Origin of the sequence: Alloacidobacterium dinghuense (genome assembly GCF_014274465.1) — a bacterium.
Lineage (GTDB): Bacteria > Acidobacteriota > Terriglobia > Terriglobales > Acidobacteriaceae > Alloacidobacterium > Alloacidobacterium dinghuense.
In genome coordinates this window covers 2668550-2684572 of sequence record NZ_CP060394.1, presented here as the reverse complement: position 1 = coordinate 2684572, position 16023 = coordinate 2668550, and the positions used below count along the sequence as shown (strand labels likewise).

10 protein-coding genes are annotated in these 16023 nt (G+C 57.4%); 3 read left to right on the top strand and 7 right to left on the bottom strand.

The window, feature by feature from the left end; translation table 11 throughout:
• Positions 1–40: 40 nt before the first annotated feature.
• Positions 41–1297 (top strand): BON domain-containing protein, encoded by a 1257-nt coding sequence (locus H7849_RS10875; protein ID WP_186746446.1) that lies wholly within the window; start codon positions 41–43, stop codon positions 1295–1297.
• Positions 1298–1929: 632 nt separating this feature from the next.
• Here H7849_RS10875 and H7849_RS10870 read toward each other — a convergent pair.
• From H7849_RS10870 to H7849_RS10860, 3 genes are all read right to left on the bottom strand, one after another.
• Positions 1930–2778 (bottom strand): SDR family NAD(P)-dependent oxidoreductase, encoded by an 849-nt coding sequence (locus H7849_RS10870; protein ID WP_251106740.1) that lies wholly within the window; start codon positions 2776–2778, stop codon positions 1930–1932.
• 84 nt (positions 2779–2862) lie between these two features.
• The gene (locus tag H7849_RS10865) at positions 2863–3429 is read right to left on the bottom strand and encodes a TetR/AcrR family transcriptional regulator (protein WP_186746443.1); all 567 of its coding nucleotides are present in this window, start codon (positions 3427–3429) and stop codon (positions 2863–2865) included.
• Between the two features lie 136 nt (positions 3430–3565).
• Positions 3566–4450: an aldo/keto reductase gene (locus H7849_RS10860; RefSeq protein WP_186746441.1), complete on the bottom strand. Its 885-nt coding sequence runs from the start codon at positions 4448–4450 to the stop codon at positions 3566–3568.
• Positions 4451–4637: 187 nt separating this feature from the next.
• Between H7849_RS10860 and H7849_RS10855 the strand changes: the two genes are divergently transcribed.
• Positions 4638–6860 carry a VWA domain-containing protein gene (locus tag H7849_RS10855; protein ID WP_186746439.1) on the top strand — a complete coding sequence of 741 codons (2223 nt, stop codon included), beginning with the start codon at positions 4638–4640 and terminating at the stop codon, positions 6858–6860.
• Between the two features lie 150 nt (positions 6861–7010).
• Here the strand turns inward: H7849_RS10855 and H7849_RS10850 are convergent, their stop codons facing one another.
• The 4 genes from H7849_RS10850 to H7849_RS10835 form a co-directional block, all read right to left on the bottom strand.
• Positions 7011–8771: a DUF1570 domain-containing protein gene (locus tag H7849_RS10850; protein ID WP_186746437.1), complete on the bottom strand. Its 1761-nt coding sequence runs from the start codon at positions 8769–8771 to the stop codon at positions 7011–7013.
• A gap of 114 nt (positions 8772–8885) precedes the next feature.
• A complete protein-coding gene (locus H7849_RS10845) occupies positions 8886–9629 on the bottom strand; it encodes a hypothetical protein (RefSeq protein WP_186746435.1) in 744 nt (247 codons plus the stop codon).
• 261 nt (positions 9630–9890) lie between these two features.
• The gene (locus tag H7849_RS10840) at positions 9891–12332 is read right to left on the bottom strand and encodes an ABC transporter permease (RefSeq protein ID WP_186746433.1); all 2442 of its coding nucleotides are present in this window, start codon (positions 12330–12332) and stop codon (positions 9891–9893) included.
• A 57-nt stretch (positions 12333–12389) separates the two neighbouring features.
• The gene (locus tag H7849_RS10835) at positions 12390–14642 is read right to left on the bottom strand and encodes a glycoside hydrolase family 3 N-terminal domain-containing protein (RefSeq protein WP_186746431.1); all 2253 of its coding nucleotides are present in this window, start codon (positions 14640–14642) and stop codon (positions 12390–12392) included.
• A 174-nt stretch (positions 14643–14816) separates the two neighbouring features.
• Between H7849_RS10835 and H7849_RS10830 the strand changes: the two genes are divergently transcribed.
• Entirely contained in the window at positions 14817–15689 is an 873-nt protein-coding gene (locus tag H7849_RS10830; protein ID WP_186746429.1) for a metallophosphoesterase, read from the top strand.
• The last annotated feature ends 334 nt before the right edge of the window (positions 15690–16023 follow it).

The window sequence follows — 16023 nt, the reverse complement described above, 5'->3', positions numbered from 1 at the left end:
CACGTCTATTAGTTAGGTTGCGGAAGCAATGAGGGTTGCAATGATGAATTCCTTGACCGGGACGAAACGGTTTGCGATGACGGCGGTTCTCGCCGCGACGATTGGTTCTCCTTTGTACGTTTTTGATGCTTTTGCTGCGCCGCAGAAGCCGTCGGCGGCTACGCGGATGGACGCTGACGTCGAAACCGACGTGATTACGGCGTTGGCCCACTCTCCGCAGCTGCAGGGACAGCAGATTACCGCGGCGACGATCCAGGGTGACGTCACGCTCTCCGGTACTGTGAGCGATGCCGCGACCAAGCAGCTTGCCGAGCAAATTGCCGCTGGCGTGAGCGGCGTTCGCTCAGTTCAGAACAATCTCACGGTCAGCAATACACCGGTGCAACCGCCCGCGCAGCCTTCCGATCAGCAGTCGGAACAGGTTCCACCGCCTCCTCCATATGACCAAGGCGTGGCGAATCCCGATCAGGCTGAGAACCAGCAGAACTACCCATCTCCAGCGCAGCAGCAGGCTCCTGGCTATCCACAACAGCCCAACTACCCACAGCAACAGCCCGGCTATCCGCAGCAACAGCCCGGCTATCCGCAGCAACAGCAGCAACCCGTCTACCAGCAGCCGAGCGGACCAGTCACGATTCCCTCAGGTACGCTGCTGAATGTGCGCACCAGCGAGCTTCTCGACTCGCGTAAGACGCAGGTGGGCACGATGTTCCAGGCGACGGTTGCCGACGACATTTATCAGGGCAACGCGCTGGCCATTCCGCGTGGCGCGGTGCTGACCGGGCAGGTCACGGGAGTCAAGAAGCCGGGTGATCTGACAGGGAAGCCCGGGCTGCAGTTGCAGCTCACTGCGCTCAACCTTGGCGGCCAGTCCTATCCGCTGACCACCGAGACGTGGACGGGTGAGGGGCCGGGCAAAGGCGGCTACTCGACAGCAAACACCGCGGGAGGGGCGGCGTTGGGCGCTATGATCGGCGCCATCGCTGGCGGCGGCGTGGGTGCAGCGGTGGGCGCCGTAGCTGGCGGTACAACCGGACTTGCGGCGTCCGCGGCGACCAAGGGTCCGCAAGTTGTCATTCCGCCGGAGGCTGTGTTGAGCTTCCACCTCGCGACTCCGGTTACGGTGACTCCGGTTTCGTACCAGGAGGCGCAGCGTTTGCAGGCATCGGTGACTCCGCAGCAGCCGCGACTGGTGCGCAGGCCGGTGTATGCCTACCCGTATCCGTATCCGTATTACGGATATCCCTATCCTTACCCTTACTACTATCGTCCGGGATATTACTACTATCCTCGGTAGTGCTTCGAGTGCGCGGGCTTGACCCGCGCACTCGAAGTATTTCTCGGCCCAGAGACCCCCCATGATTTTCTAAATTCCTCCAAATAAGGTAGTTAGGGGCGCTGCATGCAAGCCTTGATGATAGAGTGTCCTTGCGCCATGCGCTCTTCAGAGAGACCCAGCTCTCTGGGCGTCCTGCCAAATTACAGCTCTGGTATCTCCGCGGTTGGGCACCCCCCATTTTTTTCTAAATTCTTCCAAGTAAAGGTAGTTAAGTGCGCCGGCGTTAGCCCGGAGAGAGCTGCCTGCAAATGAAAAGCCCGCCTGATCGGCGGGCTTTGTCTCTATTTCTATTTTACCGGATTCAGCCAAATAGTACGCCAAGCAGCGCAGGATATTTGCGATTTAGAATGAATGGGTTACGGAATTTCTTGCTGATCATCCCCTTGACAAAGGAGAAACAGGGAAAGCCCGGGGCTGAAGCCCTCTTTGTTGAGGTTTCTAACGCGGGGGCTGAAGCCCCGCTCTTTCACCGCCGTCCTGCTTCCGCAGGACAAACGGTCCAACTCCATCTTCTGTCAAAGGGATTACCATTATTTCTTTTTATCTAGGATCTTGACATCAAAAACCGGCAACACCGATTCATCCTACGACTAGTGGTTCAGCAGTTCCGGGATATCCTCCACGCCTTCATACACGGTTGAGACGGTGAGGTGATGCCACTTTTCCGCTTCGCCAGCACGTGCGGCCTCCGTGCTCTGCACTCGCTTTTCGGCATCTACACCAAGGATCAACCGGACAGGCACGTCGCCGCTCTCCGTCAGTTGTACGATCAGGCGGGCGATCTTGCGGGGATCACCTTCCTCGCGGCCCTCAATACTTTGCAGCAGCTTCAGGATCGGGCCGATTGAAGGCTCGTAGTCCGGCATCAATTCGGGTGGGTTTTGGCGCGCGCGGCGGGCCCAGTTGGTGCGAATGCCGCCTGGCTCGAGGGTGCACACTTTAATTCCGAATGGCGCGACTTCCATCGCCAAAGAGTCGCTGAACCCTCCGACTGCCCACTTTGCCGCGTGATAGGGCGTGTTCCCGGGAATCGCGATGCGACCTCCGATGGATGACACCTGAAAAATGTGGCCGCTCCGTTGCCTGCGCATGACCGGCAGGGCAGCGCGGGTTGTATAGACGACGCCGTAGAAGCAGGTGTCGACGATTGCCTGAAAGTCTTCGGCGCTCATCTGTTCGAAGGGCGCGAACTGGCCGTAGCCCGCGTTATTGACCAGCACATCGAGACGCCCAAAGGTATCCACCGCCGCCTGTACGGCAGCCTTGGCCGCGTTCTCATCGCGCACTTCCAGCGTTACAGGCTTGATGCGGCCGCCGTACCGCGCGACGAGCGGCTCCAACTCCTCAGTCCGGCGCGCTCCAGCGACCACGCTGTCACCGGCGGCCAGCGCCGCCTCGGCGATGTCGCGCCCTAAACCATTTCCACTTCCAGTAATCAACCAGACCTTCGCCATGCGAGATCCTCCTGGGTATGAGATTCAATAATGACTGACTAGGTGCTCATTTATTTCTCGGGCTTATTCTTATCGCAGTGCGCGCCAGAGGATTTTGAACGCATTCTCGCTGAGCTTTTTACGTTGACCGGGTTGCTTCGTGACAAAGTCCATCGTCGCCTCCTGCATGGCAGCCATCATTGCCGCCGCAAATCCCTTCGGCAAACCGTGAAGCGCTTCGCGCGCCTCCAGTTCATTTAGTAGGGCGTCAATAGCTCCGCGCTCGGTTGCACTTCTTGCGCGTGTATCAGGGGTGATGAGGTCAGAGACGTTCAATTGCATAGAAACCTTACGTTTGTTGGGGAACTCGATGCCCCAATCGAGAAAACTCGACCACACATGCCATGTTCGACGCTCAAGACTGGCTTTTTGCGGGAAGTCGGCGTTGACTCTGCGGTAGAACTCGTTCTTCAGATCGAGATAGAGCTCATTGAGCAACTCTTCCTTGCTGGCGAAGTAGGTGAAGAGCGTGCCGTTGGCGACGCCAGCGCGGGCAGCTATCTTTGCCGTAGCCGCGCCAATGCCATTCTCTGCGATCTCGTGTATCGCTGCTTCAAGGATTGCGCTGCGTTTTTCGGGGCTTCTGAGTCGTGCCATGCTCAGGAATGAGAGTACAGGGGATCAGGCTTGATAGCCATCCAAGAAGCCATGCGCCGGTCGTGCCGTCTGTCCGACGTAGCGAACCTGGGACAAAGTGACGCGCTGCATTGTTGGCATAGAATGGGCCGTCCCGTCAGGCCAGCGCGAGATTGAGATTGTTGATGGCCTCGTCGACTTCCTGCGTGTTCTTGAAGCCGACGGTAACGCAATCCACCCCAGCGTGCTGGAAGGCAAATCGCATCGCGGCCTGGCGGTCTTCGCGGCGCGTAAAGGCGCCGTCGCCGACGAGCTTCATGCTGATGACGCCCATGCCTTCCTTGTGCACCTGTTTCACGTGTTCGACGACTTCACTCACGTGGTCGGGGTTGTTGTTGTCTTCCCATGTGGGGCCGTCCATGCGCGTGCCATTGTGGTTCATGCGGATCATCGCAACTTCGAGCCATTTGTTGCCGGGCATCTGGCGCAGAGCGGGCAGGCCGTGGACCGATGCGCCGCGCGCGCGGATGACCTTCTTTGACTGCGCCTCGAGAATGCCGTCCTGCCACCGGGCGGATTCGGAGACCCAGTCAGGCGTGTGTTGCCAGTGGAGCAGCAGAATGTCGAAGTATTCGGTTTGCGAGGTGCGGCGCAAGTCGTCGAAGCGCTGTTGCGGATCGCTGGTGTGATTCGTGGTCACCTTCGTCATCAGCTGATAGCTGTCGCGCGGGAAGCTTTTGAGCGCTTCTCCGAGCATCGCCGGCGTGACGTAAGCCTCGGCGGTTTCAAAGAAGCGGATGCCGCGATCATATGCGTAATGCACGAGCCGCGTGAATTCCTGCTGGCCCAGCGCGGCCTGCACATGGCCGTTGCTGCTTCCGGTGCCGAAGGCGAGGCGCGTGACCTGCATGCCGGATTTCCCCAGCGTGACCATGTCGGTGGCTGTGCGAGTTGTGGCGCCAAGAGAAAGCGGGCCGAGGCTGGCTACAGTGCCGGCAGCAATGGAAGTTTTGAGGAAATCGCGACGAGTGAATTGGCTCATAGGACCTCCGGCTGGGGCGCGGAGCCAGCCATTTGCGGAAATGGTATCACGACCCCGGATGCTTCTTTTTACGCCAGAGGTTGCTTCGGGAGTTTTACTGTGGGGGTTAACTCGTATGCGAAGATTGGACCATGATCGGTCAAGAGTCGTGTATCGAAGATATGGTGTGCGTTCCGGCGATTGATCGATGATGCTAACCCGGATTTGCGCTGTATTTCTCCTCGGAATCTCTACTGCTGCGTTTGCGCAGCAACAGGGCGCTGCGATCCCAAAGCCGGCTGCAAACGAGTCTGGCGCTATGCCAGATACGACGCAAGGCATCATCCGAGTCGATGTTACTGTGACGGACAAATCAGGAAATTCGGTAGCCGGACTCAAGCAGCAGGACTTTACGCTGCTTGACAATGGTCAGCCGGAAAAGATCGTTACCTTTCAGGCCTTCCATGGAATGGATGCCAAGTCCGATCCTCCCACGGAGGTCATCCTGGTAATCGATGAGTTGAATTTACCGGCGGTGCAGCTTGCCGATGCGGAGCGCGAAGCCGAGAACTTCCTGCGCAAACACAATGGGCAGCTTGGCCTGCCGGTATCTGTGTATCGCCTGAATGATCGAGGGCTTTCAGCTTCAGCCTCTCCTTCCACTGACGGCAATGTTCTGGCCGACCAGATCGCTAAGAAGAAAGAACCACGGACGATCTGGAAAACATCCGCGCTCCTGGCAAGCATGGAACAGACTGTCATCGTTCGCGAAACAGCGTCAATCTCAAGTGCTGCTGAAGAGGAGGCGAGACGCAGCGAGCTACAGAAGCTCCACACGGTCGTTGCTCTCGGATCCATCGCTCTTGAGGAGCGACGCCGGCCCGGCAGAAAGTTGCTGTTTTGGCTAAGTAGTGGCTGGAAATTCAACGGACAACCAGGCCCGGGAATGTTCGATCTTGTCACCGAGCTTTCAACCCGATTGCGCGAAGCCAGGATCGATCTCTGGATGGCTACCCAGTGGGCTACGTATGACGAGTCCGGGCGACCGTCGCCGGTCGGCGATCTCATTTACCATGATCCTCTCCAGGGCATCACTCCAGAGAATTTTGATTTCAGTCCTCTGTTATTGAAGTCGCTGGTGCTGCGGACTGGAGGCGGCCTTTTGGAGTCGCGCAGCGACCTGAGCGACGAAATTGAGAAGCGCATTGAGAAGGAAAGCACTTTCTATTCGCTGACCTTTGATCCTCCTCCCACAAATGTGATTGACGAATATCACGCATTGAAGGTGGCCGTCGGCAATCCTGATTTAATCGCGCGTACTACTATCGGATACTTCGATGAACCCGTTTTCTACGATCAACCTCCGACGGCGCTTCAGAAAGTATCGGTGAAGCAATTGGAGGATGCATTGGAAGCCGGGAGGGGAAATTCCGGCAAAGAGATGGCGAGGGAGGTTTCGCACATGGAATTGACCGAAAGGTTGAGCGGTGTGCGTCTGGCAAAACTGGAATCCAGTGTCAAGGACAGGGCTGTCCATGAAGCCCTTGTTACGTTAGCCGATACGTCATCGTTCCTGCCTCCACCGCCAGATGAGATTCCGACAATCGCGCCCCCCGATGCAGCTACACAGAAGCAGATCATGGCTAGAGCTATTCAATATGTCGACAAGACCACTCGCACGCTGCCGAATTTGTTTGCCGAGCGGATGACTATCCAATATCACCAGCATCCACTGACACCCGGAGAGTGGAAGACGGTCGATAACGATCAGTCCCTGCATCAGGATGTGACTTCAAAAGCAGCTGTGGTTTTTCGCGATGGCAAAGAGATTGCAACTGTTGAATCCAGCAAAAGGTCACTGTATGAGCATCAACGGAATTTGAGTACCGTGGGAACTTTTGGGGCTGTACTTGCCACGGTAATCGTGGGCGCTTCCGAGGCAGGCAGCGAGTTGTACTGGAGCAGGTGGGAGCAGGGCGCCAATGGACCACTGGCCGTCTTCGGGTATCGGGTGCCGAGGGGAACGCCTCTTTTCGCCGGGGGTTCGACTTTCCTGTCTATCGACGACAATATCGTCGCATTCCAGAAAGCGCTGCCATATCACGGGGAGTTCACTGTCGATCCGGCAAGCGGAGAGGTTCTTCGGCTCACCATTCAGGCGGAATGCGAAAAACGGCTACCCCTTCAGCGCTCTGACATCATGGTCGAATACACACCTGTCACCATCGGCGGAGTGATCTACATGTGTCCGTCAAAGAGCATCGCAATATCACGATCGAGGACAACAGCGGATATTCATGAATGGGGCGAGAGCCTTAAAGTCTACGCGCCTTTTGAAACAAAGTTGTCCGACATGACTTACAGCGACTATCACTTGTTCCATCCAACGTCGCGCATGTTACCTGGCTTCACGCCTGCATCAGATAAATAGCGTTGCGCTACTCGTAACGGAGGGTGGTTTGCCGGTCGACTTCAATAAGAGACTGGCAACCGCGTCTATCCCGTTATTTGCTTAGCTCGATCGAGAGAATTTGTCCGTCAACAGATTTGTCGGAAGTGTCGGAGTACTGCACGCGGGCCTTCATCCCCTCCAGGTCTTTGCAGGGATGAATTTCTCCTGTCGGGTGAAGTTGGCAGCGGTGAAATCGACCTTCATATAGTCGTTGGTATAGAGAGAGACCGCTGGCCCTGAGCCTTCTACTTTCAATTCGATCTCACTCGCTCCGTTGCACTCGACATTGTGAATAATGCCCTTTGCCAGATGTTTCGGTCCGTGGGGCTCTTCGGTGGGATGCTTTGGCGGTGTGGAGACTTCCCTGGCGGGCACGAAGGGCTGGCTGGCTGCTCTGGCCGCTGCCTGCTGGCTGGCCTGGTTGCGAGCAGTCTGGTCCTGCTCGATCTCGTTGATCCGTTGCTGGACCTTTGCTGCGTCTTCGGGAGTTTTGGCTACGCTCAGGGCCTGCTTCAAGACGCGCAGAGCATCGTCAGGCTTTACTTCCTCAAGGAGAATGTTGGCGGCGTTGAGCCGATAGCGCATTTCACCGGGATCGAGGGAGATTGCCTGCGAATTAAGTATGTGCGCCTGGCTTAACTTTTCACGACGCATGCCGTAGAACGATGCCAGCTGGTCGTAGGAGGGCGCGAATTCTGGATTAAGCTTGATAGCTGCACGGAGGCTGCTTTCGATTTGGGCATCGTCGCCGGAACCTGTAGAGAGGGAGATGGCAGCGTAGTAGTACTGGGCGAGGTAGCTCTGCGAATCGAGTTTGACCGCCTGCTCGTACCATTTCTGCGCGGCAGGGAGATTGCCGGAAGCGAATTCGAGATAGCCCATCGTTTCATGCGCCAGAACATTGTTTGGGTCCTCTTTGAGCACGCTGTCGAGCAGCGCGCGAGAGTCTTTGGTGCGCTGCTCGCAGGCGAGGAAATCGGCGCGGATGGCATCGGCTTCGGGCTGCGTCAGCGGCTTGACTTTGAACGATGCGTCATCGATGGGCGCCGAGGCGCTGGACATGTGAAAAAAGTGGAAGCCGGACTGGGTGATGTACGACTCGAGCGCCTTCTGGAGTTGATTGAGATCGCCGAAGGCCTCCTGCGCAGCTGTTACCGGATCTTCATGGCGGCTGAGTCGCTCAGCGTAGTCACTCAAATGGTGGGTGTTGTTCTGGCGGTCGCTGATTTCGATGTAGTGCGTGAGCGCCCAGGATTCAGCGTAAAAGATCGATCCCTTTTGCTCTTCGTGGTAGTAGGGAGAGGTGGCGTCGACCTTGATGAGCGTGGGTAGAGGGATGATTCGATTCTGGCGGAGATAGAGGAGATCGTCCATGCTCGGTTCGCCGAGTTGAACATCCTTGTCGTGAATATCGGTGTTCTGAAAAAACTCAGCTAAGCCTTCGTTGAGCCATAGCGGCAGCCAGTCACTGGCTTTGCTGAGCTGAAGATGCGTGTACTCGTGATAGATGATTGCGAACGGATGCTGTTCGCCTTCAGCGTCAAGCCGGAGCAGGATGTAGTTCTTGTCGATCGTGTTAAGGAACAGGCCCGCCAGATTGATCTGGCCTTTGGCGAGGTAGGCTTCCGGTTCGAGTGTTGAAAAATCCTTTTTGTTCTTTGTTGCGATCACGAAAATTGGTGCTGCGGGATCAACGTTTGAGGTGGGGAAGAGAGTTTTGAAAACCCAGCGCATGCGTTCGAGCTGATCAAGGACATGAACGCCTTGCTTCTCACCGGCGTCGGTGATGAGGGTGAAGTGAGGGCTTTGGACTTCCACCCATGAGGGGCTGGATGCGGAAGCAGTCAAGACAGAAAGAAACAGCAACAGTAAAGCAATTATGCGTGACATGGATGGTGGAGGGATTCTAGCAGGGGCGTAGGACCTGGTTGAAGGACTTGTTTGGGGACACGAATTCTAAATGGCTCACGAGCGGAAACGGGTTTCGCGTCAAGCAGTGTCAGATCATCTGAGCATTGCATTGGTAATGCTGAGCCACCAGGAGGGAGCGCCTCGCCACAGGTAAATTGACAGGCTCTGTCCAACGATTACGAGCGGCAGTGCGTAGCGGTACACAGGGTGCGCGCGCCGGTTGACCAGGAGATCGCGAGCGACACCGAGCAGGATGAGCGTGTCGAGGCATGGGAAGAAGAGATTGTTGTTGAATAGAAAGTCGAAGCGCCCGAAAGCCGCGTCCATGAGCGAGCATGTTGCGATGAAGAGAAGCCGCCGATGCGATTCGGGTTTGCGACGCCAGTAGATGGCAAGCCCAAGCGACACGGCGAAGGCAAGCATGTCGTAGAAGGGAATGCTCAAAAAGGTCGGATCGGATAGATGAAGCTGAACGGCATCGAAGTGACCCATGACAATGGAGGTCGTAACTCCCAGCGGGACCATTATGGCGCCAAGCGCGGCCCCGAACCATCCGAGAAGACGATGCAACTTTACGTTGTGCTTGCGCACCAGCGCAGATTGAAAGATGAAGAACATCACCCATGCGGAAAACGCTGCGGCGTGGAACGACAAAAGGAGCGGCCGCGGAATGGCGGGATGGAACAGGTTTTTGTTGACCGTGCGACTAAAGCCGAGGAGCACAATCGCGGCAAACAGCAGTGACATGGCGAAATAGAAGTAGCGGTCGATGAGGCCGTTGCGGCCGATAGCCGGATTTAGCGGGCGCGCGATAGCGCCTTGGGAAAGCGAAGCCATAAAAACCTCGACCTCGCTCGCCTCAGACGACAAGCGCGGTAGTGAGTTGCGCCTGGTCGGGGAGGTGCGATGAGCCTAGCACGAGAGACGTGCCGCTCAACAGCAAAATGTGGGTTCCGTCATGTCTCGACACAAATGTCCCGCGTGAACAATTTGTTGTTCGCACTTTCGCTGCGCAAAGGATGGGTCAGCATCTTGTTTCGTGCCATGTGCGGAGAAAAGCAGATCCTTCTCTTCGCTCAGGATGACAGATCCACCAGGTCACTCGTAACGCAGGGTGGTTTGTGGGTCTACTTTGGAAGCGCGGCGGGCTGGGATCCAGCTGGCTACGAGGGCTACGGTTGCGAGAAAGACCGGCACCAACGTGAAGGTGAGCGCGTCGTGCGGACGGACTCCATATAGGAAGCTGTTGAAGAGTTTTGTCGCAGCGAGAGATGCGGGCAGGCCGAGGACGAGCGCGATGAGAGTGAGAATCATTCCCTGGCGCAGGATGAGGCGCTGGATGGCTGCGAGTTGCGCACCGAGGGCGATGCGGATGCCGATTTCGCGCGTGCGGCGGCTGACGGCGTAGCTCATGACGCCGTAGAGTCCGACGGCTGCGAGCACGAGGCCGATGAAGCCGAAGACGCCGAAGAGGGTTCCGGCGAGGCGCGGTAGAAAAAGTGCGCTGCTGATGTGCCCTTCGATGGTCTCAGCGTTGTAGACGGCCATGGCCGGGTCGAGCGCGTGAATCTGCTGCCGTACGGCGGAGAGCAGATTTGCCGTATCGCCTTCCGAATGGATGATGAGGGTGTAGCCGAGAAAAGAAGGGTCGCTGCCGATACTTTGTGCGAGCGAGCGGAAGAGAACGGGACGGGTGTCTTCGCCGATGAAGCGCGACTTGATATTGCCGACAACGCCGATGACTTCGTAAAGTGTGTCGCCATCGCGGACGTGCTGGCCGATGGGGTTCAAGCCGGGGAAGAGCTTTTCGGCGAGGGCTTTATTGATGACAGCTACCTTTGGTCCGGTGGGCGATTCATTGGCGAAGTCGCGGCCCGCGATGCGGGGGATGCCGAGGGTTTCAAAGTATCCGGGCGTAGCCATGTACATTTCGACGATGGGGGCCTCTTGCTTCGGGTTACCCTCGGCTGCCATGCCGTCACTGCGGTTGCCTCCGGAGAGCGGCACGCTGTCCGTCGCGGCGGCGGAGATGACGCCGGGGATGGCGGCGAGGCGGTCGCGCGATTGGGTGAGGAATTGCGCTGTGTGCTCAGATGTGTAGCCGTGGACGCGCGGATCGACGGAGACCATGAGGACGTTGCGCGAGCGGAAGCCGGGATCGATGGTGGAAGCGTGTTCGAGGCTGCGCAGAAAGAGTCCGGTGGCAGAGAGCAGGATGATAGACATGGCGATCTGCGCGACGACGAGGATGTTGCGCAAGGTGATGCGGCGGCCGGGTCGCGCGAGCGCGTCTTCGCCTTTCAGGGCGCTGGTGAGGATGGGGCGTGAGGCGATCAATGCGGGAATGAGGCCGAAGAACAGTCCGGTGCCGACGCTTAGAACAAAGGTGTAGAGCAGGACGCGCCAATCGATGCTGAGGTTCGTATCGATGGGAACGGGTGCGGGTATGTGGAATACGGCGAGAGCGGATGTGGCCCACAGCGATAGCCCGGTGCCGACGAGTCCGCCGCCCAGGGCTAGGATGACGCTTTCGAGAAGCATCTGGCGCAGGAGCAGTTTGCGCGTGGCTCCGAGGGCGATGCGGACGGCCATTTCACGCTGGCGGGCGGCGGCGTTGGCGAGAAGCAGGTTCACGACATTGGCGCAGGCGATGGCGAGGACGAGCAGAACCACAATGGAGAGGGCGGCGAGAAAGAGCAGGGTCATGGACTTCTCACGCGGTGGCAGGGCACCGGCCCGGTCGGTGTAGAAGCCGAGGTCTTTGTCGGTTGCGGGGTAGGCCTTGGCAAAACTCTGGGAGAGCGTTGTCAGTTCGTTGGCTGCTTGCGTCTGTGTGGTGCCCGCAGTGAGACGGCCAATGACCGCGAGCCAGTGATTATCACGTCCTTGCCATACGCTCACGATACTTCCGGCGGAGCCCGGGGCGAGAGTTTCGATGTTGCCGAGTGGAACCCAGTATTGCGGATCGAGGATGGAATCGAGGCCATGGAAGCCTGGGGGGGCTACGCCGACGACTGTATAGGGATGTCCGGAGAGTGGGATGGCTTTGCCGATGATGGCAGCGTCGGATGCGAAGCGGCGCTGCCAGACGCGGTAGCCGAGAACGATGACCTGTTGTCGCTCCTCGCTCGGGAGAAAGCCGCGGCCGAGGGCCATGCGCATCTGGGCTACATCGAAGTAGTTGGCTGTGGCGGCTTGTCCCCAAAGGCGCTCAGGTTCGCCATTGCCGCCGATGGAAGCGGGCAGGAGTTCATCATAGGCGGCGAGGCCGGAGAAGGATTTTGCCTGGTCGCGCAGGTCAGTGTAAAGCGGCCAGGGGAAGTTGCTGCAGCACTCGTTCTTGTCGGTGGTCTTCAGGGACAGCAGTGAGCCGGGATCGCCTACGGGCGGAGGCGTGAGTACGAAGCGGCTGACCATGGAGAAGATGGTCGAGTTGGCAGCTAGCCCAAGTCCGATGGAAATGACCACAGCGAGCACGAGGCCCGGTGTTTTGGAAAGGCGACGAAAGGTATAGGCCAGATCCTGCCGCAGTTGTGCCATAAGCCCTCTCTGTTTGAAAGGACTACGAGATGGAGAGTGCGATGGTTCCGTGAGACATCAATTTTTGTTTCCGGTGATAGTGAAGGTGCCTTTGAGATCGGCCAGCGAAGAATTGCCGACCATGATCGTGTAGCTGCCCGGCTCGACCGCCCACTGGTGTTTCAAGTTCCAGACAGCGAGTTCGCTTTGCTTGAGGTGGAAAGTTACTGTGCGGTGTTCGCCGGGGTTGAGATGCAGGCGCTCGAAACCCTTTAACGCTTTATTGGGAACTTCCACGCTGCTGACGTCGTGATGCAGGTAAAGCTGGGCCACTTCGTCGCCAGGCTTGTCTCCGGTATTTGTCACATTTACGGTTACGATTACATCGTCATTGCTGCTGGCTGCGGGCGAGGTTACTGCCAGATTGCCAAAGGCGAAGGTTGTGTAGCTGAGCCCATAGCCGAAAAGGAAGAGAGGCTGGCTGCTTCCGTCCACATATTTGCCGGTCTTGGATGGGTCGGAGTTATAAAAGACCGGAACTTGTCCGATGCTGCGGGGAAACGTGATGGTAAGTTTGCCGCCCGGGTTATTGTTGCCGAAGAGTGTCTCGGCGACAGCCTGGCCGCCGAATTCTCCGGGATACCAGGCTTCGAGGATCGCGGGCACGTGTTCCGCGGCCCATGCGATGGTGAGCGGGCGGCCGTTTTCAAGGACGAGCACGACTGGCTTGCCTGTCGCTGCGACGGCCTCGAGAAGCGCTTCCTGATTGCCGGGCAGGTCGAGAGTCTGGCGATCAAAGCTTTCGCCGGAGATGCCCTGATGCTCGCCCAATGCAAGGATGGCTATATCGGCAGTGCGCGCTTTTGCCACTGCTTGAGGAATGTCAGTTCCTTCATCGAAGTCAACTTGCGTGTCAGGCAGGAGCGTGCGCAGACCGTCGAGGATGCTGATGTGCTTCCCGTTCTTTTCGTCTTCGTAGTCACCGTAGCGGGCGACGTTGCCGTTGGGACCGATGAGAGCGATTCGCTTGAGTGTTTTCGGTAGCGGCAGCGTGTGGTTGTCATTCTTAAGCAGCGTCATCGATTGCCGCGCGGAATCGAGCGAGATCGCAAGGTGTTCGGGGTTGCGCTTGACGCGCTCGGTGAGGGTCGGATCGGTGAAGGGGTGGTCGAAGAGACCCAGCTTGAATTTGACGCGGAGGACCGAACCGACGGCTCCGTCCAAGTCTTCTCCGGTAAGCGTTCCATCTTTGAAGCCAGCCATGACGGCGTTCTGAAAGGTGGCGTGGTCGAAATCGTAGAACTGCATATCCACGCCTGCGGTGATGGAATCGACAATCGCCTGATTCGGTGTAGCGGCGGTGTGGTGGTCTTCCAAGATGCGGCGAATGGCGCCAAGATCGGAGAGGACGAAGCCGCGAAAGCCCCATTCTCCGCGGAGAATGTCTTCAAAGAGGTGAGTGTCTTCGGCGACGGGCACACCGTCGATCTCATGATAGGCGGCCATCACGCTCATGGCATGACCTTCGCGAAAAGCCGGCTCGAAGCCCTTGAGCATGATCGTGCGAAGCTCGCGTTCTCCCATGTGCACAGGCGAAGTGTTCAGGCCGCTCTCAGGCGAGCCATGGCCTGCGAAGTGTTTTGGTTCGGTGACGACCGAGCGGTCGGAGGCGAGTGAGTCTCCCTGCGCTCCCTGCACATAGGCGAGACCAAATTGTCCGGTGAGGTAGGGGTCTTCGCCGAAGTCCTCCTCGATGCGCCCCCAGCGGGGTTCGCGGGCAAGATCGAGAACCGGGGCGAGAATCATGTCAACGCCAGCAGCGCGCGCTTCCGAGGCGATGGCTGCTCCGGTTTGGCGTGCAATGTTCGTGTTCCAGGTTGCGGCGAGATTGATGGGGGCCGGGAAGACGGTTCCGTCGCTGTAGCCATGCAGGCCTTCTTCGATGAAGAGTGCGGGAATTCCGAGACGTGAATGCTGCATGACCCATTTCTGAATTGAGTTTGCCAACGCAGCGCTCGGATAGAGGTCGTGGATGCTGCCAACGCCAAGATTGCCGAGGAGCTTTTCAGCGGGGGCGGGCTGGAATGTCGCGCCGGGAGCGGCGTGGGTCTTGTCCGTCGCTTTGTCGATGAGGTCCGGCACGCCTGCGTACATGTCCAGTTGGCGAGCTTTTTCTTCGAGAGTCATGCGGCTGACGAGATCATGAATACGATCTTCGGTAGGCAGATTTTGCTGTTTGTAAGGCGGTTGCGAATCCTGGACGGAGGATGTCTGTGCTGATAATGGGCCAGCCACCAGAAGTAAAACAAAAAAAATACCGTTCGCACGCATGGGCAGATTTTCAACGAGATACGTTGAAAGTGCAAAGCAGGGATTCGATGATTTAAGTCGGCGACCGGTTCACGCTGCATTGATTTGATTGCATATTGGCAGAGGAGGGGTCTTTACCGGTCGTTCTGTGCTGTTGGAAACGACTTGAAAACAATTGCCGGTATCATAGAAAGGATGGAAGTTATTGCCGCTGAGAAGGAACGCCTTCTTACCCGACGACAATTCCTGGGAATATCCGGTCTTTCAGTGGTCGGCCTTGCCTTCTATGCGGGCGAGATTGCGCGGCATGAACTCGATATCGTTAAGCGCACAATTGTGATTCCGGGGCTGCCGGAGAGCTTCAAAGGCTTTCGCATTGTGCAGATCTCGGATATCCACTTCAAGGAATTTACCGAGGCGTCGTTCCTTAAGCTGGTGCTGCATGAGGTGAATGGGCTCAAGCCCGATCTTGTAGCGCTGACTGGCGATTTTGTGAGCTACGGGCCGATTGCCCGGTATCGGTCGATTGGCTGGGCCTATGAGTGCGGCGAGTTGCTGACACGGATCGAATGTCCGCTGCGCTATGCCGTGCTGGGAAACCATGACTGCATCGTGAGTGAAGCTGCGGCTGGGGATGCTTTGACCTGCCACGGCATTCCGTTGCTGGAAAATGCGGCAATACCGCTGGAGCGCGAGGGCAAGCGCATCTGGCTGGCAGGGGTTACCGATGCGTTGGAGAGCCATATTCGCCCGGACTTTAATAGAGCCATTCCAAAGACCGCGATCAGGGACGACGAGCGCGTGATTTTGCTGGCGCATGAGCCGGATATCCTGCCGACTGTAGCAAAATATGATGTCGATCTGATGCTCTCAGGGCACACGCATGGAGGGCAGGTGCGGATTCCGTTTCTGCCGCCGGTGCAGCTACCCCCGCTGGGCAAGGAATATATTGAGGGACATTTTCAGGTTGGGCGCACGCAGCTGTATGTGAACCGAGGAATCGGCACGACAGGGCTGCCGTTCCGCTTTAACTGTCCGCCGGAAATCACTGTAATTACACTGGGTTAGCGGATAATGCGTTACTTCAGCCTGCCAGGTGAAAGAGCGCCCACATCCCTACGATTCCCAGCCCCAGGAACAGCTCGAAGAGCAATAGCTGGCGAAGGGACCCGTTAGGCTTTTTCAGTTCCAGTTTGTTCAGATTTGAGTCGAAATCAAGGCGTTTTGAGACATCAAACGGGGGAACGGAACAAAAGCTTCTGTTTTTTGCCTGCTGTTTGCTGCTTATTGCCGTTACAGTTCCCAAGTCAACACTCCTCGTTCTTGCTAAGGATCGGCGAGAAATGAATGAACTTTAGCGGGAAAAGCGCCTTATTCCTATCCCATATTGGTTCCACGGGCG

Excerpts from the sequence above, each read along its gene's own strand:
- H7849_RS10875 (WP_186746446.1), top strand. The coding sequence starts at position 41 with ATGATGAATTCCTTGACCGGGACGAAACGGTTTGCGATGACGGCGGTT.
- H7849_RS10865 (WP_186746443.1), bottom strand. The coding sequence starts at position 3,429 with ATGGCACGACTCAGAAGCCCCGAAAAACGCAGCGCAATCCTTGAAGCA.
- H7849_RS10860 (WP_186746441.1), bottom strand. The coding sequence starts at position 4,450 with ATGAGCCAATTCACTCGTCGCGATTTCCTCAAAACTTCCATTGCTGCC.
- H7849_RS10855 (WP_186746439.1), top strand. The coding sequence starts at position 4,638 with ATGATGCTAACCCGGATTTGCGCTGTATTTCTCCTCGGAATCTCTACT.
- H7849_RS10850 (WP_186746437.1), bottom strand. The coding sequence starts at position 8,771 with ATGTCACGCATAATTGCTTTACTGTTGCTGTTTCTTTCTGTCTTGACT.
- H7849_RS10845 (WP_186746435.1), bottom strand. The coding sequence starts at position 9,629 with ATGGCTTCGCTTTCCCAAGGCGCTATCGCGCGCCCGCTAAATCCGGCT.
- H7849_RS10840 (WP_186746433.1), bottom strand. The coding sequence starts at position 12,332 with ATGGCACAACTGCGGCAGGATCTGGCCTATACCTTTCGTCGCCTTTCC.
- H7849_RS10835 (WP_186746431.1), bottom strand. The coding sequence starts at position 14,642 with ATGCGTGCGAACGGTATTTTTTTTGTTTTACTTCTGGTGGCTGGCCCA.
- H7849_RS10830 (WP_186746429.1), top strand. The coding sequence starts at position 14,817 with ATGGAAGTTATTGCCGCTGAGAAGGAACGCCTTCTTACCCGACGACAA.